At 55.4% G+C, this 23,993-nt stretch carries 19 protein-coding genes and 1 pseudogene; 13 read left to right on the top strand and 7 right to left on the bottom strand.

The window, feature by feature from the left end; all coding sequences use genetic code 11:
• Positions 1 to 8 precede the first annotated feature (8 nt).
• The 5 genes from QZQ97_RS16870 (at position 9) to QZQ97_RS16890 (ending at position 4,726) form a co-directional block, all read left to right on the top strand.
• A complete protein-coding gene (locus tag QZQ97_RS16870; RefSeq protein ID WP_311994382.1) occupies positions 9 to 629 on the top strand; it encodes a YfgM family protein in 621 nt (206 codons plus the stop codon).
• Between the two features lie 11 nt (positions 630 to 640).
• A complete protein-coding gene (gene bamB, locus QZQ97_RS16875) occupies positions 641 to 1,822 on the top strand; it encodes an outer membrane protein assembly factor BamB (RefSeq protein ID WP_311994383.1) in 1,182 nt (393 codons plus the stop codon).
• Positions 1,823 to 1,955: 133 nt separating this feature from the next.
• Entirely contained in the window at positions 1,956 to 3,437 is a 1,482-nt protein-coding gene (gene der / locus QZQ97_RS16880; RefSeq protein WP_119804927.1) for a ribosome biogenesis GTPase Der, read from the top strand.
• 97 nt (positions 3,438 to 3,534) lie between these two features.
• Positions 3,535 to 4,491, top strand: coding sequence for an AEC family transporter (locus QZQ97_RS16885; protein WP_311994384.1), 957 nt, complete (start codon positions 3,535 to 3,537; stop codon positions 4,489 to 4,491).
• Between the two features lie 13 nt (positions 4,492 to 4,504).
• Complete coding sequence (locus QZQ97_RS16890; RefSeq protein WP_311994385.1) at positions 4,505 to 4,726, top strand: zinc ribbon domain-containing protein; 222 nt, start codon at positions 4,505 to 4,507, stop codon at positions 4,724 to 4,726.
• Positions 4,727 to 4,730: 4 nt separating this feature from the next.
• Here the strand turns inward: QZQ97_RS16890 and QZQ97_RS16895 are convergent, their stop codons facing one another.
• Genes QZQ97_RS16895 through QZQ97_RS16905 form a run of 3 tightly spaced genes read right to left on the bottom strand, consistent with a single transcriptional unit; the run spans position 4,731 to position 7,240 of the window.
• Positions 4,731 to 5,072, bottom strand: a complete 342-nt coding sequence (locus QZQ97_RS16895; protein WP_119804929.1) for a protealysin inhibitor emfourin — start codon at positions 5,070 to 5,072, stop codon at positions 4,731 to 4,733.
• A complete protein-coding gene (locus tag QZQ97_RS16900; RefSeq protein ID WP_311994386.1) occupies positions 5,072 to 6,097 on the bottom strand; it encodes a M4 family metallopeptidase in 1,026 nt (341 codons plus the stop codon). Before QZQ97_RS16900 ends, QZQ97_RS16895 begins: the two co-directional genes overlap by 1 nt.
• 60 nt (positions 6,098 to 6,157) lie before the next feature.
• Entirely contained in the window at positions 6,158 to 7,240 is a 1,083-nt protein-coding gene (locus QZQ97_RS16905) for a LacI family DNA-binding transcriptional regulator (RefSeq protein ID WP_311994387.1), read from the bottom strand.
• A gap of 365 nt (positions 7,241 to 7,605) precedes the next feature.
• Between QZQ97_RS16905 and QZQ97_RS16910 the strand changes: the two genes are divergently transcribed.
• A complete protein-coding gene (locus QZQ97_RS16910) occupies positions 7,606 to 8,913 on the top strand; it encodes an MFS transporter (RefSeq protein WP_311994388.1) in 1,308 nt (435 codons plus the stop codon).
• 11 nt (positions 8,914 to 8,924) lie between these two features.
• Positions 8,925 to 11,291: a glycoside hydrolase family 31 protein gene (locus QZQ97_RS16915; protein WP_311994389.1), complete on the top strand. Its 2,367-nt coding sequence runs from the start codon at positions 8,925 to 8,927 to the stop codon at positions 11,289 to 11,291.
• A 133-nt stretch (positions 11,292 to 11,424) separates the two neighbouring features.
• On the opposite strand, the gene xseA is transcribed toward QZQ97_RS16915, so the two are convergent.
• Positions 11,425 to 12,798 carry an exodeoxyribonuclease VII large subunit gene (gene xseA / locus QZQ97_RS16920; protein WP_311994390.1) on the bottom strand — a complete coding sequence of 458 codons (1,374 nt, stop codon included), beginning with the start codon at positions 12,796 to 12,798 and terminating at the stop codon, positions 11,425 to 11,427.
• A 170-nt stretch (positions 12,799 to 12,968) separates the two neighbouring features.
• Between xseA and guaB the strand changes: the two genes are divergently transcribed.
• Both guaB and guaA read left to right on the top strand, forming a co-directional pair.
• Positions 12,969 to 14,432, top strand: coding sequence for an IMP dehydrogenase (guaB, locus tag QZQ97_RS16925; protein WP_004952045.1), 1,464 nt, complete (start codon positions 12,969 to 12,971; stop codon positions 14,430 to 14,432).
• A 103-nt stretch (positions 14,433 to 14,535) separates the two neighbouring features.
• Positions 14,536 to 16,113 carry a glutamine-hydrolyzing GMP synthase gene (guaA, locus tag QZQ97_RS16930; protein WP_119804932.1) on the top strand — a complete coding sequence of 526 codons (1,578 nt, stop codon included), beginning with the start codon at positions 14,536 to 14,538 and terminating at the stop codon, positions 16,111 to 16,113.
• 80 nt (positions 16,114 to 16,193) lie between these two features.
• On the opposite strand, the gene QZQ97_RS16935 is transcribed toward guaA, so the two are convergent.
• Positions 16,194 to 16,379 (bottom strand): hypothetical protein, encoded by a 186-nt coding sequence (locus QZQ97_RS16935; protein WP_311994555.1) that lies wholly within the window; start codon positions 16,377 to 16,379, stop codon positions 16,194 to 16,196.
• A 442-nt stretch (positions 16,380 to 16,821) separates the two neighbouring features.
• On the opposite strand from QZQ97_RS16935, the gene QZQ97_RS16940 reads away from it, so the two are divergent.
• The 4 genes and pseudogenes from QZQ97_RS16940 (at position 16,822) to QZQ97_RS16955 (ending at position 21,846) form a co-directional block, all read left to right on the top strand.
• Entirely contained in the window at positions 16,822 to 18,261 is a 1,440-nt protein-coding gene (locus tag QZQ97_RS16940) for an MFS transporter (RefSeq protein WP_311994549.1), read from the top strand.
• Positions 18,262 to 18,327: 66 nt separating this feature from the next.
• Positions 18,328 to 20,007 carry a glycoside hydrolase family 43 protein gene (locus tag QZQ97_RS16945; protein ID WP_311994391.1) on the top strand — a complete coding sequence of 560 codons (1,680 nt, stop codon included), beginning with the start codon at positions 18,328 to 18,330 and terminating at the stop codon, positions 20,005 to 20,007.
• Positions 20,008 to 20,081: 74 nt separating this feature from the next.
• Positions 20,082 to 20,284 (top strand): annotated as a pseudogene (locus QZQ97_RS16950) (PTS lactose/cellobiose transporter subunit IIA).
• A gap of 182 nt (positions 20,285 to 20,466) precedes the next feature.
• Positions 20,467 to 21,846, top strand: coding sequence for a carbohydrate porin (locus QZQ97_RS16955; protein ID WP_311994392.1), 1,380 nt, complete (start codon positions 20,467 to 20,469; stop codon positions 21,844 to 21,846).
• Positions 21,847 to 21,896: 50 nt separating this feature from the next.
• Here the strand turns inward: QZQ97_RS16955 and QZQ97_RS16960 are convergent, their stop codons facing one another.
• Both QZQ97_RS16960 and QZQ97_RS16965 read right to left on the bottom strand, forming a co-directional pair.
• On the bottom strand, positions 21,897 to 23,087 hold the full coding sequence (locus QZQ97_RS16960; RefSeq protein WP_311994393.1) for a cytochrome c biogenesis protein DipZ: 1,191 nt from the start codon (positions 23,085 to 23,087) through the stop codon (positions 21,897 to 21,899).
• A 19-nt stretch (positions 23,088 to 23,106) separates the two neighbouring features.
• Positions 23,107 to 23,862, bottom strand: coding sequence for an alpha/beta hydrolase (locus tag QZQ97_RS16965; protein WP_311994394.1), 756 nt, complete (start codon positions 23,860 to 23,862; stop codon positions 23,107 to 23,109).
• Positions 23,863 to 23,993 lie beyond the last annotated feature (131 nt).

Here is a 23,993-nt window from a genome sequence, read left to right on the forward strand (position 1 = left end):
AGGACACCGTGGAAGTCTATACCACTGAAAACGAACAAGTCGACGCCGTGCGTCGGTTCTTTGCCGAGAACGGCAAAGCGCTGGCGGTGGGTGTGGTGCTCGGAATTGGTGCCCTGGTCGGCTGGCGTTTCTGGCAGAACCACCAAAACTCCAACATGATGGCCGCGTCCCAATCCTATCAGGAAGCCAGCGATCGTCTGGCGGCCGGTAAGCCGGACGACGTGTCCGCAGCGGAGGCGTTTGCCAAGGCCAACAGCAATAGCTATGGCGTATTGGCCTCGCTGGAGCTGGCGAAGCACTTTGTTGAGCAGAATGACTTTGCCAAGGCAGAGCAGCAGTTGGTGTTGGCTCAGGGCCAGACCAAAGACGATAATATGCTGGCGATGATTAGCCTGCGTCTGGCGCGTGTCCAGTTGCAGGAGAAAAAGCTGGATGAAGCGCTGAAAACGCTGGATGGCGTGAAAGGCGAAGGTTGGGCGGCGATGGCGCAAGATACACGCGGCGACGCGTTGCTGGCCAAAGGCGACACCAAAGGTGCGCGTGAGGCTTACAGCAAAGGCATTGAGTCCAACGCTTCTCAGGCGCTGCAGGTTCTGCTGCGCATGAAATTGAATAACTTGTCCAGCTAAGGGGAATTCCCATGCAATTGCGTAAAACACTCTTGGTCGGACTGGTTTCCGTCGCCTTGCTGAGTGGTTGCTCGCTGTTTAACAGTGAAGAAGACGTGGTTACCATGTCGCCGCTGCCAAAAGTTGAAAATCAGTTCACGCCGAACAAGGCGTGGAGCACATCGGTAGGTGACGGTATCGGTGAGTTTTATTCTCACCTGCGTCCCGCTTTCCAGGACAGCACCCTTTATGCTGCTGACCGTCACGGCATCGTGAAAGCGATGGATGCCGACAGCGGCGACGAAAAGTGGAAGGTCGATCTTTCCGAGAAAACCGGCTTCTTCTCCAGCAATCTGCCGGCACTGCTGTCAGGCGGCCTGGCGGTTGCAGGCGACAAAGTTTACGTCGGCAGTGAAAAAGCAGTGGTTTACGCGTTGAATACCGCAGACGGTAAAGTGGCGTGGCAGACCAAGGTAGCCGGCGAAGCGATTTCTCGCCCGGTAATCAGCGACGGCATGGTGCTGATCCATACCTCCAATGGCCTGCTGCAGGCGCTGAACGAATCTGACGGCGCGGTGAAGTGGACGGTTAACCTGGACATGCCATCGCTGTCACTGCGCGGTGAGTCCGCACCGGCCGTTGCCTTCGGCGCGGCGATTGTCGGCGGTGATAACGGCCGCGTCAGCGCAGTGCTGATGCAGCAGGGCCAGTTGATCTGGCAACAGCGTATTTCCCAGCCGAGCGGCGCGACCGAGATTGATCGCCTGAACGATGTGGACACGACGCCGGTGATTGTTGAAGGCGTTGTCTACGCATTAGGTTACAATGGTAACCTGACGGCGCTGGATCTGCGTTCCGGCCAGATCATGTGGAAGCGTGAACTGGGTTCCGTGAACGACTTCATCGTGGACGCGGGCCGCATCTATCTGGTCGATCAGAACGATCGCGTGGTAGCGCTGAGCACCGAAGGCGGCGTAACAGTGTGGACGCAGAGCGATCTGCTGCACCGCAACCTGACCCCGCCGGTGATGTATAATGGTTATCTGGTAACCGGCGATTCCGAAGGTTACCTGCACTGGATTAACACCACGGACGGCCGTTTTGTTGCCCAGCAGGAAGTGGATAGCTCCGGCTTCCTGTCTGCGCCGATGGTGGCCGGCGATAAGCTGGTTATCCAGGCCCGAGGCGGAAAAGTTTACGCTTTCACCCGCTAACGCTGCCGGTCATCGCACGGTTTGCAAACGGCTCCTGAGTGTTCAGGGGCCGTTTCGTATTTTTATAAGCTGCACTTCTGGTGTCTATCCATGGTGCAGTAACGCATTGATTATTAAGTAATGAGGCTTCACAATGATACCTGTCGTCGCGCTGGTTGGGCGCCCGAATGTGGGTAAATCCACCTTGTTTAACCGTTTAACACATACGCGCGATGCGCTGGTGGCGGATTTCCCCGGGCTAACGCGAGACCGCAAGTATGGTCGTGCCGAAGTTGAGGGTAATGAATTTATTATCGTCGATACCGGGGGCATTGACGGTACCGAAGACGGCGTTGAAACGCGCATGGCCGGCCAATCGCTGTTGGCGATTGAAGAAGCGGACATCGTACTGTTCATGGTCGACGCTCGTGCCGGCCTGATGCCGGCCGATCAGGGCATTGCCCAGCATCTGCGCAACCGTCAGAAGGCCACCTTCCTGGTCGCCAACAAAACCGACGGCATGGATCCGGACATGGCCACCGCCGATTTCTACTCGCTCGGCTTGGGCGACGTGTATGCGATCGCCGCTTCGCACGGCCGTGGCGTAGCGCAACTGATCGAACACGTGCTGGTGCCCTTTGTCGGTGAAAAACCCGAAGAAGTCGAGCTGACCGAAGAAGAGGCCAACGCCGCTTACTGGGCTGAGCAGGAAGACGAAATCCCGGAGGACGAAGAGCCGGAAGACGACTTCAACCCGCAAGATTTGCCGATCAAGCTGGCGATCGTTGGCCGTCCTAACGTAGGTAAGTCCACACTGACTAACCGTATCCTCGGTGAGGAGCGTGTGGTGGTGTACGACATGCCGGGCACGACCCGCGACAGCATCTATATCCCGATGGTACGCGACGAGCGCGAATACGTGCTGATCGATACCGCCGGGGTACGCAAACGCGGCAAGGTAACGGAAACCGTAGAGAAATTCTCGGTAATCAAAACTCTGCAGGCAATCGAAGACGCCAACGTAGTGCTGTTGGTGGTTGACGCGCGCGAAGGCATTTCCGATCAGGATCTCTCGCTGCTTGGCTTTATCCTCAATAGTGGGCGCTCACTGGTGATTGCGGTCAACAAGTGGGACGGCATGAGCGAGGAAGATCGCGAGCATGTGAAAGAGATGCTGGATCTGCGCCTGGGCTTTGTCGATTTCGCCCGCGTGCACTTCATCTCTGCGCTGCACGGCAGCGGCGTCGGCAACCTGTTCGAATCCGTGCAGGAAGCCTACGAGTGCGCGACCCGTCGCGTGAACACTTCCATGCTGACCAAAATCATGCAGATGGCTGCCGAAGACCACCAGCCGCCGTTGGTGCGTGGCCGCCGCGTGAAGCTGAAATACGCGCACGCCGGGGGTTACAACCCGCCGATTGTGGTGATCCACGGCAACCAGGTGAGCGATCTGGCCGACTCGTACAAACGTTATCTGATGAACTACTTCCGTCGTTCGCTGAAGGTAATGGGTACGCCAATCCGCATCCAGTTCAAAGAGGGTGACAACCCGTTCGCCGGCAAGCGCAACCTGCTGACGCCGAACCAGATGCGCAAGCGTAAACGCCTGATGAGCCACCTGAAGAAAAGCAAATAATCTTCAAAAAGAGCGCGGTAGCAATACCGCGCTCTTTTTTATTGGCCCGAAGTCGTTCTATTATCTGCATATTGCCACCGCCAGTTGAAGGAACACCATGTCCTGGGAAACCTGGAGTTTTGCGTTCAGCGTCACCGTACCGAATCTTTTAATGATGTTGCTGGGCATACTGCTGCGCCACTGGCGGCTGATGGACGATCGTTTTATTGATGGCGCCACACGCTTGGTGTTCAATCTGGCGCTGCCTTGCCTGCTGTTCTTCAGTATCGCCACCAATCATCCGCAACTGCTGGGCAACCTGCCGTTGGTTCTCTACGGCGCGATCGGCACCATCGCCACCTTCCTGCTGCTGGAGGTAGCGGCGGTCTGGTTGGTTAAGGAACCGCGTGAACGGGGCGTGTTCGTGCAGGGCGGGTTCCGCGCCAATACCGCCATTGTTGGCCTGGCATATGCCATGACGGCCTATGGCGACGAAGGGGTGGCGTTGGGGTCGCTGTACCTGACGGTCACGGTGATCCTGTTTAACGTGCTGTCGGTGATTACCCTGACTCGCAGTCTGCAGGGCGGGCACGGCAAGAAGATCGGTCGTTTGTCGCTGCTGCGCAGCATTGTCACCAATCCGCTGATTATCGGCCTGGTGTGCGGGCTGCTGTTCGCGCAAACCGGCCTGGAAATCCCGCAGGTGATCCGGCAGACCGGCAGTTATATCTCCGGGTTGTCGCTGCCGCTGGCGTTGTTGTGCACCGGCGCAAGCCTGGATCTGCGCGCCATGTTCCGTTCATCCAACGTTGCCGCACTGTCTTCTTCGGCCAAGCTGTTCCTGGTCCCTGTATTGATGACGCTGGGCGGCTGGCTGTGGGGGTTTCACGGCGCGGCGCTGGGGATTATCTTCCTGTTTTCCGCCACGCCGACCGCCTCGGGCAGCTATGTCATGACGCGCGCCATGGGCGGCAACGCCACGCTGGCAGCGAATATTATTGCCATCACCACCGTCGGTTCGTTTTTCACCACCGCGCTGGGGATATACTTCTTGCGCTCATGGGGCGTCATCTAATTCAGGAGTCAGTATGGAAGCGCACTGTCCACAATGCGATCAAACGATGGAGTGGGTGAATGGTCACTACCATTGCGCCGCCTGCGAACGCGATTATCGGCAGTTGGCCCATTGCCCGGACTGCGGGCAGCCGCTGCAGGAGCTGAAGGCCTGCGGCGCAGTGGATTACCTGTGTCAGAACGGCCACGGGCTGGTATCCAAAAAGCGCGTGCTATTTGATTATCAGCCGGTGTAAGCATTCACTCATCCACCTGACCGGTTTTCCATAAATCGATCAAGGCCTGGGGTGCGCTGGTTTCCGGGATCAGCAATACGATTTCACTGCACAGATTCTGGCTGTAATAGCTGATTTGAACGCGGAAGTAGCGCTGGTCGCCGCAGCCGGGGGAACCCGGTTTTCCCTCTTCCTGCGCGTAGGGCAGCGTTTGATTCAATAACTGGCTCAGGCGTTGGCGCTGCTCCGGCGTAATATCGGCCAGCGCAATGCGCCGCTGGCCCGCCAGTTTGGGAATAAAGGCGAAACCGCCTTCACGTGCCAGCTCAATGACCGTGTCCTGATTGAGCGACGGCAAGGGTTTCATTATTCCACCCCCACCTGATGCCAGGCTTGCTGCACTGTGTCCGCCACGGCGCGATCAAAACGCTGCTGGGCATGTTTCACCGTGGTGCGGGCGAAGGTGGCGAAGTCGGCATCCTGCGGCAGCGTTTTGTCGCACAGCGTGTCATACCAGACGTAGCCGGCTTTCTCCCAGGCAAAGCCGCCGAGTGCGGTGGCCGCCAGATAGAAGGCACGGTTGGGGATGCCGGAGTTGAGGTGTACGCCGCCGTTGTCCTCTTTGGTCTGAATATAATCCTTCATGTCGGCCGGCTGAGGATCTTTACCCAGCAGCGGATCGTCGTAGGCGGTGCCGGGCGCAGACATCGAACGCAGGCCCTTGCCGTTAATGCCCTTGGCCAGCAGACCCGCGCCAATCAGCCAGTCGGCCTTGTCGGCGGTTTGCCGCAGGTGGAACTGCTTGACCAACGAACCGAAGACGTCAGACATGGACTCGTTCAGCGCGCCGGCCTGTTGGAAGTAAATCAGCCCGGCTTCGCTTTCGGTTACGCCGTGCGCCAGTTCGTGGCCGACGACATCGATAGCGATGGTAAAACGGTTGAAGATCTCGCCGTCACCGTCGCCGAAAACCATCTGCTGGCCATTCCAGAAGGCATTCTGATACTCATGCCCGTAGTGGACGCTACCGGTCAGTGGCAGCCCTTTGTTGTCCAGTGAGTTGCGCTCAAACGCCTGCCAGAAGAAATCGTAGGTTACGCCGAGATAGTCATAGGCTTCATCAACAGCCACGTCATGGTTGCTGGCCTGGCCCTCGTTGCGCACTTGTTTGCCGGGAAGCTGAGTGCCGTTTTGAGCGTCATAGATATCGCGGATGACTTCGCCGCCGCTGGCGGTTTTCGCGTCGGGCGCACGCAGCGGCTTGTTGCCGAGCAGGCTTTGAACGTGGTTCAGGGTGTGCAATGCGCAGTCGCGCTGTGGTGCGCTGCCGTGTTCAATAATTCTGCGCAGCATATAAGGGGGGATGACTGAACGAGCGGTCAGGGTCGGCATAATGGCTCTCCTTAAGCAAAATTACCCTCAATAAGTCAATATTTCACCACTAAGTGTAGTTCAGACATCGTAAAGACGATGATCGTGGGTGCTGACCGCCGGGCTGGTCTTGTGCGGGCTGATGCGCTTGACCGAGGCGCGTACCGCCAGTTTCCCGTGCAGCAGCAGGTTGCAAGGCGGAGCATCGGCGCGCAGCATCCGGCGCTGTAACAGTTGGATCGCCTCATGGCCCAGCTCGTCTCGCGGCACATGTACCGAGGTGAGCGGCACATCATGAATTTCCGCCAGGTTAAAACCGTCGGTGCTCATGACCGAGATATCCGCCGGTACGTTCAGCCGCAATTTATTCAATGCCTTGACCGCACCGACCGCCATATAGTCGCCCCCGGCGAGAATAGCCGTCGGCAACTGCGAACGCTGGCTGACCTGATTGATAAAGGTGGTCAGCGCCTGCTCGGCTTCTTCGCTGCCAAAGCCGGAGGTGGTAACCAGATGGCGGCCTTCGTCGAAGGCGATATTGTGCTGCGCATAGGCCTGCCTGATGCCCGCCAGCCGCAGCTCCATGGTGTGTCGGCGCAGGCATTGCAGGTTCAGAATATGGCTGTGGCCCTGTTGGATCAGATAATTGGCGGAGAACTCGCCGATCAACTGATGATCGGGGGATACGCTGTCCAGCCGCATCTGGCGATCGGTACAGTTGATCAGCACGCAGGGTTTGTGCAGATCGGCGGCCAACTGGTGAATGTGCTCGTCGTCGATGCCGATAATCAGCGCGGCTTCGGTCTGCGGATCGCTCATTTTTTCCAGGAACAGCGCGCCGTCGCTGTGCTGCTCTTCAAGCCCGCAATAGCGAATGCGCACTTCATGTTCCGCCAGCGCGGCGGTGATCCCCTGGATCACCTTGTGATAAAAGATGTCGGTGCGCACGTCGAAGGCGCGTTGCGGGGCAAACACCATGACGTTGTTCAGCATCAGCCGGCCGTTGGACAGGCCTTGCAAGATACCGTTCTGCTGGGCGCAGGCCAATACTTTGTGACGCGCTTCGGCGCTGGTGTTGGACTTGCCCGCGAGTACGCGTGAAACGGTGCTGATCGACAACCCTGTTTGGCGGGCGATTTCCTGTATTTTCAGCTTTCCGTTCATTCTGTGATCTCCTTCAAATTTGCCGGTGAAAATATTTTCACCGCGTTTTTTCAGCGTACTGTCTGGCTTGGGTCGCCATTATGGCGAGCTTTTAGGCTGCATATGAAAATTTTTGCAAAAAACCACGTTTCGCTCACGCTCCCGGCTGGCTAGTCTGCATTGGTACACCAATTTTATAGACTTATCAGTCCAATTTACCGACTGAATTATAAATAAAATGAAAATAAATCATGTGGTTGTGAGCATGATGTGCGAGTTTTCGTGATCGCCATCGCAAATTTTCGCAACCCATACCTTCGATACCAAAACGTGCCCTACCAAAAAGCGAGCTGTTTCACCGGGCAGCCGCCGTGGAGAGAAGACAGATGAGTGTTGAAATTAATCAGACGGTCGCGCACAGCAGTCGGCGCAAGTTCAAATCGCTGCGTTGGTGGATGCTGGCGCTGTTTCTGCTCGGCGTTACGGTCAACTACATTACCCGCAATTCGCTGGGTATCCTGGCGCCGGAGCTGAAAACCAGCCTCAACATGACCACCGAGCAATATTCCTGGGTGGTGGCGTCATTTCAGCTGGCCTATACGGTATTTCAGCCGATCTGCGGCTGGCTGATCGATGTTATCGGCCTGAAGATGGGCTTTTTGATCTGCGCCAGCATCTGGGCGGTGGTGTGCATGTTGCATGCCGGGGCTGGGAGCTGGCTTCAGTTGGCGATCCTGCGCTTCTTCATGGGCGGGGCGGAAGCGGCGGCCACGCCGGGCAACGCCAAGGCGATTTCCGACTGGTTCCCGAAAAAGGAACGGCCGATTGCCGCCGGTTGGGCGGGCGTAGGTTTTTCTATCGGCGCCATGCTGGCCCCGCCAATCATCGTCATCGCCCACGTCTCCTTTGGCTGGCAGGGCGCCTTTTTGTTCTCCGGCGCGCTGGCGTTGGTCTGGGTGGTGTTGTGGTGGCTGTTCTACCACGAACCCTCAAAGCACCCGAATCTGAGCCAACAAGAGCTGGATCTGATCCGCGAAGATAACGAACCGGTATTGCCGAGACTGCCGTTTTTAAAATCATTGGCAATCTTGTGTAAAAACAAAAAGTTCTACGGCATCGCCATCCCGGCCTTTCTCGCCGAACCGGCCTGGGCGGTGTTCAGCTTCTGGGTGCCGCTGTACCTGGCCACCGAACGCGGCATGGATTTAAAGCACATCGCCATGTTTGCCTGGCTGCCGTTTTTGGCGGCGGATATCGGCAGCGTCGCCAGCGGTTATCTCACCACCCTGTACCGCAAATGGTTCGGTTGCACCCGCGTCAACTCGGTGGTCGCCAGCTCGGTCACCGGCGCCTTCATGATGGTCTCGCTGGCGTTTGTCGCGGTGACCAAAGATCCCTATGTGGCGATCGCGTTGATCTCGATCGGCGGTTTCGGCCATCAGGTGATCTCCTGCATGCTCAGCGCGCTGGTGGTGGAGTCGTTCGATAAAAACCAGATGGCGACGGTCAACGGCATGCGCGGCTCCAGTGCCTGGATCGCCAGCTTCCTGTTTACGCTGCTGATCGGTGCGGTTTCCGACACCGTCGGCTTCAACCCGCTGTTTATCGCCATGGGCTTCTTCGATCTGATCGGCGCCGTGTTCCTGATTGCCTTGATCGCCGAGCGTGGCGGTAAAAAGTCACTGAATAGTTAAGTTGGATACCTATGAAAACGTTAAAAAAATGGACTCTGGCAGGCGAGTATGCCGATCGCATCGAATTGTTGGTCGACGAGCGTCACCTGTTCTGCCTGTACGTGTTGGAAGACAACCTGTTCCGCGTGCTGATCAAACGCAACGGCGAACTGGCGCTGGACCGCACCTGGAGCATTGCGCCGCAGGCTGACGTGCCCTGGGAGGGGCGCGATCGCCTGAGCGTCGCCGGTTTTGGCCTGCCGGGCTATCAACTGCAACAGCATGAGGATCGGCTGGTGGTGACCAGCGCCGCGCTGCGCGTTACCGTACATCAGCCGCTGTGGCTGGAGTGGGAGCACCGTAACGCCGCCGGTGAATGGCGGCCGCTGGCGGCTGACCGGCCAACCAGCGCCTACCTGCTCAATCCGCAGGGTGACGGCGTGGCGCACTACCAGCGCCGCTTTGCCACCGAGCGTTATTATGGCCTGGGCGAGAAGGCCGGCGATCTGGAGCGCAGCGGCCGCCGCTTCGAAATGCGCAATCTGGATGCGATGGGCTACAACGCCGCCAGCACCGATCCGCTGTACAAACATGTGCCCTTTACCATCACCCGCGGTGCAGAGGCCAGTTTCGGGCTGTTTTACGACAACCTGAGCAGCTGTTGGCTGGATTTGGGCAACGAGATCGACAACTACCATCTGGCCTACCGCCGCTACCAGGCCGAGGCGGGGGATCTCGATTATTACCTGTTCCTGGGGCCGCAGGTGTTGGACGTGACCAAAGCCTTTGTGCGCCTCACCGGCAAGACCCACTTCGGGCCGAAATGGAGCCTCGGGTACAGCGGATCGACCATGCATTACACCGACGCGCCGGACGCCCAGCAGCAGTTGCAGCAGTTCATCGCCTTGTGCAAGCAGCACGATATTCCCTGCGATTCGTTCCAGCTGTCTTCGGGCTACACCTCGATCGGCAACAAGCGCTACGTGTTCAACTGGAATTACGACAAGGTGCCGCAGCCGAAGCTACTGAGCCAGACGTTCCACGCCGCCGGGCTGAAGCTGGCGGCCAACATCAAACCTTGCCTGTTGCAGGATCATCCTCAGTACCGGCAGGCGGCGGAGCAGGGGCTGTTTATCCGCGACTCGGAAAGCGACCAGCCGGAGCGTTCCAGCTTTTGGGACGACGAAGGCTCGCACCTCGATTTCACCAATCCGGCGACGGTACGCTGGTGGCAGCAGGGCGTCACTCAACAACTGCTGGAGATGGGCATAGATTCAACCTGGAACGACAACAACGAATACGAAGTGTGGGACTCGGAAGCGCGCTGCCAGGGGTTTGGCCGGCCGATCGCCATCAAGCATATCCGCCCGGTCATGCCGTTGCTGATGATGCGCGCTTCGATGGAAGCCCAGCAGCGCTTTGCGCCCGAGCTGCGGCCATATCTGATCTCCCGTTCCGGCTGTGCCGGCATGCAACGCTATGTGCAGACCTGGAGCGGCGACAACCGCACCAACTGGCAAACCCTGCGCTACAACATCCGCATGGGATTGGGCATGAGCCTGTCCGGGTTGTATAACCTGGGGCACGACGTCGGCGGTTTTTCCGGCGACAAACCGGACGCCGAACTGCTGGTGCGTTGGGTGCAAAACGGCGTGATGCACCCGCGTTTCACCATTCACTCCTGGAACGACGACGCGACGGTTAACGAGCCGTGGATGTATCCGGCCGCCACGCCGGCCGTCCGCGAGGCGATCAACCTGCGCTATCGCCTGATGCCCTATTTCTACACCCTGCTGTGGCAGGCCAGCGCCGACGACGAGCCGATGCTGCGCCCGACCTTCCTCGATCACGAGCATGATGAACGCACGCTGAACGAAACCGATGATTTTATGATTGGCCGCGATTTGCTGGTGGCCAGCGTGGTGGAGCAGGGGCAGCGTGCGCGTTCGGTTTATCTGCCGGATAACGGCGAAGGTTGGTACTGCTTCTACAGTGGCCAATGGTTCAGCGGTGGCCAGACGGTGCTGCTGGATGCGCCGCTGGAGCGTTTGCCGCTGTTGGTGCGTGCCGGGGCGGCGTTGCCGCTGTCATCACGCTTGGCGCACGTTGACGTTGCCGCCGACGATCGGCGCGAGTTGCAGCTGTACCCGTTTAAAGGCTGTGGCAGCGCTTCTGGGCTGTTGTTCGAAGACGATGGGGAAAGTTATGGCTGGCAGCAGGGCAACGCGCTGTGGCTGCGCTGGGAGATGCACAGCGACAATCGGCGCGTCATGCTGAACGTCACCACCGAAGGGCGGTTCAAACCGGCATGGCGGACGCTGACGGTCAGCCTGCCTGCCGGAGAGACGCGGGAACTGTGGATCAACGGTGAGCCGGGCGAGAGTTTTACGCTGAAATAACGTTATATACCCTAAATAATTGGAGTTGCATCAAGGCGGCCAGAACGTTCATCCCGATGAGCTTACTCAGGTAAGTGATTCGGGTGAGCGGGTGCAGCCAACACAGATGCAACTTCAAGTATGACGGGTAGAGTCAGCCGCGCGCTTTTTTGCGCGGCTTCTTGGCCACAATGATGGTTTTCACTTCGCTTTCCACCCAGCCATCCTGCAGGCGGGTTTTCAGCAGTTCGCCAACCTGCGCCTGTTTGGTGGTTTTCAGCAATTCGCCGCGCGGGGTTTGCGTCACGCTGTAGCCGCGCGCCAGCGTCGCCAACGGGCTGACCGCTTCGAGTTGGCTGCAGGCTACGCCGAAACGTTGGCGGTAAGCGTTGAGCCGGCGCTCCAGCGCCTGCTGCAAACGGTATTCCTGTTGCTGTACGCGTTGCTGGTAGCGATGAATGCGTGCCTGCGGCTGTACCTGCGCCAAACGCTGTTGCACCCGATCGCTGCGGCGTGAAGACAGGCGCAGCTGGTTTTGCATGCCGTCTTCCAACCGACGTTGCAGCTTGAACAACAGCGTCTGCTGGCGCGCCAGGCGCAGGTGCGGATGCTGCTGTTGCAAACGGTGGTTGATGCGGGTGAACTGCTGCTGACGCTGGGCCAGATAGTAATCCATCGCCATTTCCATCCGCTGCTGCTGAGATTGCAACTGACGCAGCAGCTCCAACTGATTGCGGCTGACCAGTTCGGCGGCGGCGGAAGGGGTTGGCGCACGCAGATCGGCGACAAAGTCGGCAATGGTGACGTCGGTTTCATGGCCGACGGCGCTGACGATCGGAATACGGCTGGCGAATATCGCCCGCGCTACGCGTTCGTCGTTAAAACTCCACAGGTCTTCCAGCGAACCGCCGCCACGGCCGACGATCAGCACGTCGCATTCGTCGCGGCGGTTGGCCGTTTCGATGGCGCGCACGATCTGCAATGGCGCTTCCGCGCCCTGCACCGAGGTCGGGTAGATAACGATAGGCAGCGAAGGATCGCGCCGTTGCAGCACCTGCAGCACATCGTGCAGCGCCGCGCCGCTGGCGGAGGTGATCACCCCGACGCGTTTGGCCGGGCTGGGCAGCGGTTGCTTGAACTGTTGGTCGAACAGGCCTTCGGCGCTCAGGCGCTGTTTCAGTTGATCGAATTGCTGTTGCAGCAGGCCGTCGCCGGCGGGTTGCATGCTTTCGGCAATCAGCTGATAGTCGCCGCGCGGTTCATACAGCGTGATGCTGGCGCGAACCAACACTTGCTGGCCGTTTTGCGGGCGGAAGGTGGTGCGGCGGTTGCTGTTGCGGAACATCGCACAACGCACCTGCGCGCGGTCGTCTTTCAGCGTGAAATACCAGTGGCCGGAAGAGGGTTGAGAGAAGTTGGAGATCTCGGCAGAGAGCCAGATTTGGCCCATTTCCATTTCCAGCAGCTGTCGAACCGTCTGATTCAGGCGGCTTACGGTAAAAATAGACGGCGAGACAGGTAGCGACATGTGACCCAGATCAAATTCCAAAACAACCACTTAATTGGTCGATACTACAGGGCTGAAAAAGGTAATCAAGAGTTTTTGTGAGAAAGTGCTGGAGGCAACCGATTACGCTCTGTATAATGCCGCGGCAATATTTTATCTTTTTCACAGCCCACTCTGGTGAGATATTGCCCATGCTACGTATCGCGAAAGAAGCACTCACGTTTGACGACGTTCTACTGGTTCCAGCTCACTCCACAGTTCTGCCTAATACCGCAGAGCTTGGCACCCAACTGACCAAAACTATCCGCCTGAATATCCCTATGCTGTCCGCAGCCATGGATACCGTAACCGAAGCTGGCCTGGCCATCGCGCTGGCGCAGGAAGGCGGCCTGGGCTTCATTCACAAAAACATGTCCATCGAGCGTCAGGCTGAAGAAGTCCGCCGCGTGAAAAAACACGAAAGCGGCGTAGTTACCGACCCGCAAGCCGTAACCCCCTCCACCACGCTGAAAGAAGTGAAAGAACTGACCGCGCGTAACGGCTTTGCCGGCTACCCGGTAGTGACCGAAGAGAACGAGCTGGTCGGCATCATCACCGGCCGTGACGTGCGCTTCGTGACCGATCTGAACCAGCCTGTTACCGCCGTGATGACGCCGAAAGAGCGCCTGGTCACGGTGAAAGAGGGTGAGGCGCGTGAAGTCGTGCTGCAAAGAATGCACGAAAAACGCGTTGAGAAAGCGCTGGTGGTGGACGACAACTTCCATCTGCTGGGCATGATCACCGTAAAAGACTTCCAGAAGGCGGAGCGCAAGCCAAACGCCTGTAAGGACGAGCATGGCCGCCTGCGCGTTGGCGCGGCGGTTGGCGCCGGTGCCGGCAACGAAGAGCGCGTTGACGCGCTGGTCGCTGCAGGCGTTGACGTACTCCTGATCGACTCCTCTCACGGCCACTCCGAAGGCGTATTGCAGCGCATTCGCGAAACCCGCGCCAAATACCCGGATCTGCAGATCGTTGGCGGCAACGTCGCCACGGCCTCCGGCGCCAAAGCGCTGGCCGACGCCGGCGTGAGCGCGGTGAAAGTGGGTATCGGCCCTGGCTCCATCTGTACCACCCGCATCGTGACCGGCGTGGGCGTACCGCAGATCACCGCTATCGCCGACGCGGTTGAAGCGCTGGAAGGCACCGGTATCCCGGTTATCGCCGACGGCGGCATCCGCTTCTCCGGCGACATCGCCAAAGCCATCGCGGCCGGCGCATCTTGCGTAATGGTCGGCTCCATGCTGGCGGGCACCGAAGAATCCCCGGGCGAAATCGAGCTGTACCAGGGCCGTTCGTTCAAATCCTACCGTGGTATGGGCTCGCTGGGCGCCATGTCCAAAGGCTCTTCCGACCGTTACTTCCAAACCGATAACGCCGCCGACAAACTGGTGCCGGAAGGTATCGAAGGCCGCGTGGCTTACAAAGGCATGCTGAAAGCGATCGTGCACCAGCAAATGGGCGGTCTGCGCTCTTGCATGGGCCTGACCGGCTGCGCCACCATCGACGATCTGCGCACCAAGGCTGAATTTGTGCGCATCAGCGGCGCCGGCATTCAGGAAAGCCACGTGCATGACGTGACCATCACCAAAGAGTCACCGAACTACCGCATGGGTTAATGCTTGACCCTCTCCTGCGGGAGAGGCCGGGGCGGGGGGCTTGGCTCCTCGCCCCGAAACCTTATTTTTCGCTCTTTTTCTCTGTTGCTGGAATTCGCCTCACATGACAAATAATATCCATAAGCATCGCATCCTTATTCTGGATTTTGGTTCGCAATACACCCAACTGGTAGCACGCCGCGTGCGCGAAATCGGCGTTTACTGTGAGCTGTGGGCCTGGGACGTTAGCGAAGAGCAAATCCGCGAATTCAATCCAAGCGGCATCATCCTTTCCGGCGGCCCGGAGAGCACCACCGAACATAACAGCCCGCGTGCGCCAGAATACGTGTTCACCGCCGGTGTGCCGGTTCTGGGCGTATGCTACGGCATGCAGACCATGGCGATGCAGCTGGGCGGCCATGTGCAGGGTTCCAACGAGCGTGAGTTCGGCTATGCGCAGGTGGAAGTAACCACCGACAGTGCGCTGGTTCGCGGCATCGAAGACGCCCTCAGCGCTGCCGGCAAACCGCTGCTGGACGTGTGGATGAGCCACGGTGACAAAGTGACCGCAATTCCTTCAGACTTCGTGACCGTCGCCAGCACCGATACCTGCCCGTTCGCCATTATGGCCAACGAAGAAAAACGCTTCTACGGCGTGCAGTTCCACCCGGAAGTGACCCACACCCGTCAGGGCCAGCGCATGCTGGAGCGTTTCGTGCTGGATATCTGCCAATGTGAAGCCCTGTGGACGCCTGCGACCATCATCGAAGATGCGGTTGAGCGTATCCGCGAGCAAGTGGGCGAAGATCACGTGATCCTCGGCCTGTCCGGCGGCGTGGATTCTTCCGTTACCGCCATGCTGCTGCACCGCGCCATCGGCAAACGCCTGACCTGCGTGTTCGTGGACAACGGCCTGCTGCGCCTGAACGAAGCCGACCAGGTGCTGGATATGTTCGGCGACCACTTCGGCCTGAACATCGTGCACGTCGCGGCAGAAAACCGCTTCCTGAGCGCGCTGGCCGGCGTTGACGAGCCGGAAGCCAAGCGCAAGATCATTGGTCGCGTATTCGTTGAAGTGTTCGACGAAGAAGCCTGCAAGCAAGACGAAGTGAAATGGCTGGCGCAAGGCACCATCTATCCGGACGTGATCGAATCCGCCGCTTCCGCCACCGGCAAAGCGCACGTGATCAAGTCGCACCACAACGTGGGCGGCCTGCCGAAAGAGATGAAGCTGGGCCTGGTCGAACCGCTGAAAGAGCTGTTCAAAGACGAAGTGCGCAAAATCGGCCTGGAGCTGGGCCTGCCGTACGACATGCTGTACCGCCACCCGTTCCCGGGGCCAGGTCTGGGCGTGCGCGTGCTGGGCGAAGTGAAGAAAGAGTACTGCGATCTGCTGCGCCGCGCCGATGCCATCTTCATCGAAGAGCTGCATAAAGCCGACCTGTACAACAAGGTCAGCCAGGCGTTCACCGTATTCCTGCCGGTGCGTTCGGTCGGCGTGATGGGCGACGGCCGTAAATACGACTGGGTTGTTTCACTGCGTGCAGTGGAAACCATCGACTTTATGACCGCGCATTGGGCGCACCTGCCGTACGATTTCCTCGGCCGCGTCTCCAACCGCATCATCAACGAAGTGGACGGCATTTCCCGCGTAGTTTATGACATCAGCGGCAAGCCACCGGCTACCATTGAGTGGGAATAAACCTGCGACTGGCAATAGCTGGTACTGACAGGCAATAAAATGACTAAACCCGCGTAATTGCGGGTTTTTTTGTTTTTGTATCAGGCATTTCTGGCAGCCGCTAGCAACGGGAAGCACGGTTTTTTCGATGGGGTTTTTTGATGGTACTCTCCCATTCGGTTGCCCAGAACGATTTCATCTGGGTTGTAGTGACGAAAGGCCAGCGGGTTTGCTGTTTTTGGACCTTCAAAACGTCTGCGGTCAAGCTGATCGAAATAAGCTTGCATAATGAACTCCGTAATCCAGGAAGCGGAAAATAAACAAGTGTGATTTCATCCTGTATTTTTCCGGCCGGTTGCTCAATTACGTTATTTCACTCTGCGATTAAGATAATACTCAAATGTGAACCCTATCTCAAAAAATACGATCATGTATTTAACGCGTTAATAGTCATCCAGGGTATTCGCTTTATCGGTGGTGTGACAAGAGATTAAATAAAATATCGGCGTTGTAGGGTACGCTCACCTACTGCGGATATTGCTAGTGAATTGTCAATCAACACTTTGGGTATGTGGCCTATATAAGACCTTTGTTGCAATGGTCACGGAAATAAAAAAACATAATTAATAAATATAAAAACGTAATGGATTCCCTGAGGTAATCTGTGTCAGAAAGTATTTCTCATTCACAAAAGAGGCAGGAGATGTGATTAAAATGAGTGGAAAAATAATGCAAAGTCGGCATGATGAGTATCATAAACTAACTCGTGGAGAACGTATTGGTTATGGAATGGGTGACTTTGCCCAAAACCTTGTTTTTGGCACGATAGGAGGCTTTCTTGCTCTTCACATGTTGACTGTAAATACAATCAGCACAGCAGCTGCAGGGTTTATATTTCTTTTTGTCAGAATTATCAATGTCTTTTGGGACCCTATTGTTGGAACTTTTGTTGACAAAAGGAGTTCAAAAGCCGGAAAGTATCGTCCTTGGCTTTTAAGAGCAGGAATTCCACTCGTTATTCTTTCCACTTTACTTTTTGCACCAATTCCCGAAGTCAGAGGCTCAGTTCCTTTTGCATTTGTCGTTTATTTTGCACTGGATTTGGTTTATTCGGTTGTGAATATCCCTTATGGTTCTCTTAATGCTTCATTAACAAGAGATCCTGAATCTATTGATAAACTTACAAGTACGCGAATGATGTTGGCCAACAGTGCCAATCTTCTTGTCTATACCCTGTTCCCAATGTTTGTACAAATGGCAGCACCGAAAGATCGAAGCATCAAGGATACTGGATTTTTTGGACTTGAGCTCAATCTGGGGAACTATACCGATCCATCAGCTGGTTACGCTTGGTTTGGCGTTTACTCGGTTTATATGATAATAGGGGCTGTTGCACTTTTACTCTGTTATAAATTAACAAAAGAGCGCGTTGTAGCTACAGTAGAACAATCTGCCAATGTAAAAACGACAGATATATTCCTTGAACTCAAAAATAATCGACCGCTTGTCGTTCTCGGAATTTTTTTCATGTTGGCCTTTACATTCATGTTTTTTATGAACACTGTTAATGGTTTTTTCAATCAGTTTGTTGTCGGCCATTCAGAATGGATGGGGGCTGTTGGCCTTGTTGCCTCAATTCCAGGTATTGTATTTCCAATTTTTTGGCCAAGGCTCAAGAAAATTTTTGGTAAAAAAGGATTCTTCCATCTTTTCCTTGGAATGTTTATTGTAGGAGAATTTTTGACTTACATTTGGTCACTCGATGGAATGCATGATGCACTCTGGCTTGCTTATATCGCAACATTTATTAAACAATGGGGCTTAACTTCGGCTACCGGCTTCATGTGGGCACTTGTACCTGAAGTTATTGCTTATGGCGAATTAAAATCAGGTAAGCGAAATGCCGCAATCATTAATGCTATTATGGGGCTTTTTTTCAAGATTGGTTTTACTATTGGTGGTGCCGTTCCACTTTGGCTACTGGCCGTTTATGGCTTTAACGAAGCAGGTGCACATCAACATGCAAATGCTATCGCCGGAATAAATATGACAGCGATTTGGATCCCAATAGCTTTAGCTTTTGTATCGATGATCGTCATTCAATTATATCCCATCTCAGATAAAAACATCACAGATATAAATCGTCGGCTTGATGAAATACGTATATAGTTATTAATTGGTTAATTGAAATCACTAATGAATACGTAAAAAGATCATTTAAAAAAGGTAAACCCTATGTCACTTATTCAAAACCCCATATTGCCTGGATTCAATGCCGACCCAAGCATTATCCGTGTAGATGACACTTATTATATCGCAAATTCTACATTTGAGTGGTTCCCTGGCGTTCGTTTACATGAGTCAAAAGACCTGGAAAACTGGAATCTTCTCCCTAGCCCATTGTCAACAACAGCTCTTTTAGATATGAAAGGAAATCCTTCATCCGGTGGAATTTGGGCTCCGGCTCTCTCTTATGCCGATGGCAAATTCTGGCTGGTTTATACGGATGTGAAAATCACAGAAGGGGCCTTTAAAGACATGACAAACTACCTGTCCACCGCAACAGATATTCATGGTCCATGGACAGATCCAATAAAACTTAATGGTGTCGGTTTTGATGCTTCACTTTTCCATGACGATGATGGCCGTAAATATTTAGTTCAACAAACCTGGGACCATCGAGAGTACCATCACCCCTTTAATGGTATTACGTTAACTGAGTTTGATCCAAAGACATTGAAATTAAAACCAGAAACAGCGCGTACCATTTATAGAGGCACTGCCGTTGCACTTGTTGAGGGGCCACATCTCTACAAACTGAACGGATATTATTATCTTTTTGCAGCCCAGGGGGGGACAGTATTTACCCACCAGGAAGTTGTTGCTCGTTCAAATACCTTGGACGCCAACAGTTTTGAAACAGCGCCAGGGGAGGTTTTCTTAACTAACGTAGATACTCCAGACAGCTACATCCAAAAACAGGGACATGGCAGTTTGGTTTCAACCCCCAAAGGAGAATGGTATTATGCCTCGCTCTGCGCTCGTCCTTGGAATCATGCTGGTGAGTCTGTCTATGATCCCCGAGGTTGGTCAACACTTGGCAGAGAAACGTCTATCCAAAAAGTTTTTTGGGATGAAGATGGCTGGCCACGCATTGAAGGAGGCCACGGCGGAAAAACCTTTGTCGAAGGGCCAAGGGACGCCATTTATACCCAAAGCGCAAAAGATCATAGCCAGCAAGATGAGTTTAAAACTTCGACACTCGATCTCAACTGGAATACCCTCCGTGTCCCGTTCACAGAAAAAATGGGTGCAACAGGCGATGGAAAATTGACTCTAATTGGCCAAGGTTCTTTAGCGAATACTCATGACCTATCGCTTATTGCCCGGCGTTGGCAAGCCTTTTATTTTGATACTCAAGTTAAAGTGAAATTTAATCCATTTAATTATCAACAAATGGCAGGATTAACGAATTACTATAATGATCGTCATTGGAGCTTTGTTTTCATTACCTGGAATGAAATTAATGGTTCAGTCATAGAGGTAGGGGAGAATAATCGTGGGAAATATACATCATATCTGAAAGATGAAGCAATCAAGATCCCAGAATATACAGAATATGTCTGGTTTCGCACGAAAGTTAGAAAGGAAAGCTATACTTACGAGTATAGTTTTGATGGGGTGAACTTCACTGAAATTCCTGTCAAATTAGATGCCGCAATTCTTTCGGACGATTACGTACTACAAAGTTACGGTGGGTTCTTTACCGGGGCGTTCATTGGCCTTGCGGTAGTAGACTACTCTGGTTACTCTGCCAGTGCAGAGTTTTATAATTTCGATTATCGTGAACTTGGTGATTCATTAATTGCGAATGACACTTATTGCTGGGAAGCAAGTGAATCACGATTTAATTAAGTAATAAAGCGCGAATTCAGATAATAAGTGCAACGCCCGGCCATGAAGGTGAGGAGGGGGGCTACTGATAAGCGCTGCACGCCGTGCGTAAAGACGAAGTTGAGGAAGCTTGAATTCTATTGAGGGAAGCCGATGGTTACGCCTGCCAGTCGCACCAGATACCAACCCGGTTGATTGAGCAGGTGCAGGCGAAGCGCGCCAGCCTAGGACCATGATAATGCTGTATGCACAGAATTATCTGATGGGTTCCTTGCTGGTGCGTGAATTAGCGGAATAAATTATTCACCTCTATCAATGTTAATATTTAATTATTATGACTACGGAGACACTCACTACGCTAATTATTTAACTTTACCTCTGAGAAATAAAAATAAAATCAACTTGTTTTGGTGACGTTCTTTCTATTTACACCGAAACGGGATGGTTGTTTTCTGAGAATATATTTAATTTGAGATAGCCATGAAAACTGTAAAAAAAATTCATTTAGCTATGGCGGTTATGGCCGCGCTGTGCCCTATTACCCTACAGGCGCAGGAATTCACTCAGGAACAGATTGACGCCATCGTCGCTAAAGCGGTCGATAAAGCGCTGGCCGAACGGCAGGCGAAAATCACCGCCGCCGCCGATAAAAATGTCGACGTCATTACCAACCCGCAAACCACTGCGGCCTCACCGGATTTAGCGATTCCATTCGGTCTCAAGTTCAGCGGCTACGCTCGTTATGGCGCCCATTTCCAGACCGGCGATCAGAAATATGTCGGCGTCGACGGATCTTATAACGGCGCTTCGGCGATCGGCCGTTTGGGTAACGAAAGCAACGGCGGCGAATTCCAGATCAGCAAAGCCTTCAAAAGCACCAAAGGGGCCATCTGGGATATTAACGTCATGTTTGACCACTGGAGCGACGAAGTGAACCTGAAAAAGGCTTATGTAGGCGTCACCAACGTACTCGAATCGAACCCGGATGCTTATCTCTGGGCTGGCCGCGATTTCCACCAACGTCCGCAACAGGGGATCAACGACTACTTCTGGATGAACCACGACGGCCAGGGGGCCGGGGTGAAGAACTTTGATATTGGCGGCGTACTGTTTGACGTGGCGACGGTGTCGCAGGTGAAATCCTGTAGCCCGGAAGTCATGGCCGATGAGACTAACCCATCACGTATCACCTGCACTGGCAGCTCCGATACCGGCGATAACGGCCATTACGCGTTGACGACCAAAACCCACGGCATCAAGGCCGGGCCGATCGACGTCGAAGTGTACGCCAACTATGGCTTTGACTCGAAAGCGGTGGATGGCGACGAGCGACTCGATGCCTGGCAGGGCGGACTGGTACTGAGCCACTCCAACGACAGCGGGGTGAACAAGGTCATTCTGCGTTACTCCGACAACTCGGATAACAGCGTCTACAACAAAACCGACGACCTGACCACTGTCTACGCCAGCTTCGAGGGCGGTCATAAATTCACTCAGCAGGCGCAGATCGAATATCTGCTGGCCTTCCACGACTACGATAACGGCAAGGACAACACCGACAACCGTAAAAACTACGGTGCCATCGTGCGGCCGATGTATTTCTGGAACGATGTGCATTCCACCTGGCTGGAAGCGGGTTATCAGCGCGTGGACTATGATCAGGGCGGGGATAACAAGGGTTGGAAGCTGACGTTGTCGCAGAACGTCTCCATTGGCATGGGGCCGGAGTTCCGTCCGATGCTACGCTTCTACGTGACTGGCGGCCAGGTGGATAACGAGCATACCGCCAAAGTAGATGGCACCGGCAACGAGCGGCTGGATTCACTGAATATCGGCGGCATGTTTGAGGCGTGGTTCTAAGTTAGCTTGATAAATCCTTTAAGGGAGGGGTTTTTTGCCCCTCCCTGGATTCAGGCCCGTGTTTCCTTCAACAGCTGCTGAATAACCTGCTCCTGTTTCGCGTAGTCACCTTCGCCAAAAGCGGTGTACCGCAGCTTTCCACTTGCGTCAAAAATGTAATGCGCCGGCCAGTACCTGTTACCGAAATTGTTCCAGATGGCGTAGTCGTTGTCGGCGACAACAGGGTAGGGAAGTCGCCATTTGGCGATGGCCTTCGCCACCGCATCGGGGTCGCGCTCCCAAGGATATTCCGGCGTATGCACTCCCAACACCACCAATCCGTCCGCCTGGTACTTGTTTGCCCAATCGCGCACATGCGGCAGCGTATGCTGGCAGTTGATGCAGTCGTAGGTCCAGAAATCCACCAGCACCACCTTGCCTTTTAGCGAGGCGTTGCTTACCGGGCCGCCGTTAAACCAGTGGGTGCCGCCCGCCAGCGAAGGCAGCGTGTGGGTGATTTGCGGTTCAACCACCGGCTGTAGTTGTACCCGGGGCTGCTGCACCGAAAGGTGCCGGCTGAGGCGTTGCTCCAGATTTTGGGTGAATGCCGGTGCGCTTTGCAGGATGTTCTGGGCGCCGGAGGCAATCAGTGCTACCGATGCCAGCATCAGTCCCCCGGCGATCTGGCGAAGACGCGCCATGATTGCCATCCCTGGGCGCAAACGCGTCATCAATCCGTGTCCCGCCCACCACAGCAACGCCAGCATCAATGCGCAGCCGCTGCCGTAGGCGGCAATCAGCAGTCCGACAGAAACCGGCTCCTTACCCACTGCCGCAAGGCTAAGAAGTGCCCCAAGCACCGGGCCTGCGCAGGGTGACCACAACAAGCCAATTGCCATGCCGGCGAGCAGCGCCGCGATAAGCCCGCTGTGACGACGGCTGGAGTCATTGACGCGATTGCCCAACGACACCAGCGGTGCGCTAATAAACTGCGCAACCCGTGTGGAAAGCAGTGTCAGGGCGGTGAGCACGAGGAAGGCCAGCGCGAACCAACGGCCGACAGCGGTGATGCTTGCCACCCAATGGCTGGCGACCGAAACCAGCAGCGCCACGGCAGTAAACATCATGACCATCCCGGCGAGCAAGGCCGTCAATTGGCCTTTTTTGCCGCGTACGCTGGCGAAGACGAACGGAATGACCGGCAAGGTACAGGGGCTGAGCAGCGTCAGCATGCCCGCCAACAAAGCAATTATCAGCGACATAATATTCATCCGTATGGGGTTAATGAGCGTCAAGCTTATCGACGGCTTGAGTGATAACCTGTGCGACGGTATCGGGCTGGCTCAGCATAGAGACATGACTGGCAGTTACGGTCGTGACCCTGGCATGAATGGTCTTCGCCATCGCGCGTTCGAGGTCGGGGTTAATCATGCGGTCATCGGCGCTGACCACAAACCAGCTGGGTTTCTGCTTCCAGGCTGCGTGGGTCACCTTGTCGCCGAAAGCGGCGGCGCGTATCGGTCCCTGGGTCGCGGTCAGGATATGCTGCTCAGTGGGCGGCAGGTCCTGAGCAAAATCCCTGGCGACCGAGGCAGGCGGTAGATAGAGGAAACCGCTCGCGGTTTTGGCAATGCCCGTGCTGCCCGGCGGGGCGGGAAAACTGTCGGCCAGTTCGGCGGTAGATTGTCCGTCGGCGGGAGCGAACGCCGCCACATACACCAACGCCTTGACGCGCGCATCGTTGCCCGCTTCGCTGATCACCGTTCCGCCCCAGGAGTGGCCGACGAGCACCACGTCACCGTGCGCACGGGCAATGGCACGGCGCGTGGCCGCAACATCGTCCTGGAGCGAGGTAAGCGGCAGTTGAACGGCAATCACGTCAATGTTGCGCGACTGCAGTTTTTCAATGACCCGGTTCCAACTGCTGCCGTCGGCAAAAGCGCCGTGCACCAGCACCACGCTTTTGTCGTTTTCCGCATAGGCGGTACCGACGGTGGAGAGGGCGAGCAGAGCAGCGGCAAGCATGAAATTTTTCATAATTAACCTCGTAAACGGCATGGAGTGGATTGATGACTGCGTTATTTGGCAGTGGAGTCATTAAACCCATCGCTTGTGTTCACGAAGTGTCCAAAACCGCCCGGATTTGTCAGCATCCTTATATCGGGGCG

It is taken from the genome of Serratia sp. root2 (assembly GCF_031931805.1).
Classification (GTDB): Bacteria; Pseudomonadota; Gammaproteobacteria; order Enterobacterales; family Enterobacteriaceae; genus Serratia; species Serratia inhibens.